The organism is Streptomyces xylophagus (assembly GCF_000716435.1).
GTDB lineage: Bacteria > Actinomycetota > Actinomycetes > Streptomycetales > Streptomycetaceae > Streptomyces > Streptomyces xylophagus.
In genome coordinates this window covers 1-441 of record NZ_JNWO01000145.1, presented here as the reverse complement: position 1 = coordinate 441, position 441 = coordinate 1, and the positions used below count along the sequence as shown (strand labels likewise).

Annotated in this window: 1 protein-coding gene; it reads right to left on the bottom strand. The window is 66.4% G+C overall.

Translation table 11 applies throughout. From position 1 onward, the window contains the following. Positions 1–196 precede the first annotated feature (196 nt). A partial coding sequence (locus tag OO70_RS50705; RefSeq protein ID WP_043688418.1) for a hypothetical protein occupies positions 197–441 on the bottom strand: 245 nt, incomplete at its 5' end.

Below are 441 nucleotides of genomic sequence, written 5' to 3'. Positions count from 1 at the left end.
GCCGAACTGGCCGGTGTCGAGGACGAGTTGCGGGCTATGCCCTCCCTGGTGTTTGCCGGCGAGGCGGGCAAACTGGCTCAGCATCTCGCACAGGGCACCACACCCCCGCCAGACGCCCTCACCACCGCCCTCACGGCCTAGCAGCACCTCAGCGCCAACAGGCCTCCGGGAGGTCTCCCCGGTCCCCTGGTGGCGTCTAGGGGCTGTCCGATGGGTCGTGTGAGCTGATCAGGGCTGTGGCATAGGAGTAGATGAGCTTCTCCCGAGGCGCCGTCGTCGGGCTCGCCAGCATGGAGAGCTCGTCGCCAATGCGCCCGTCCTTGCCCGCGTCGTCCGGTTGAGGAATTTGGTTGCGGTGGATCAGGCGCATGCGGTCATACTCCGGCATGAGTAGAGACGCAGAGGTCATCGTGCTAGCCCGCTGGTCGGACGAGGTGATGG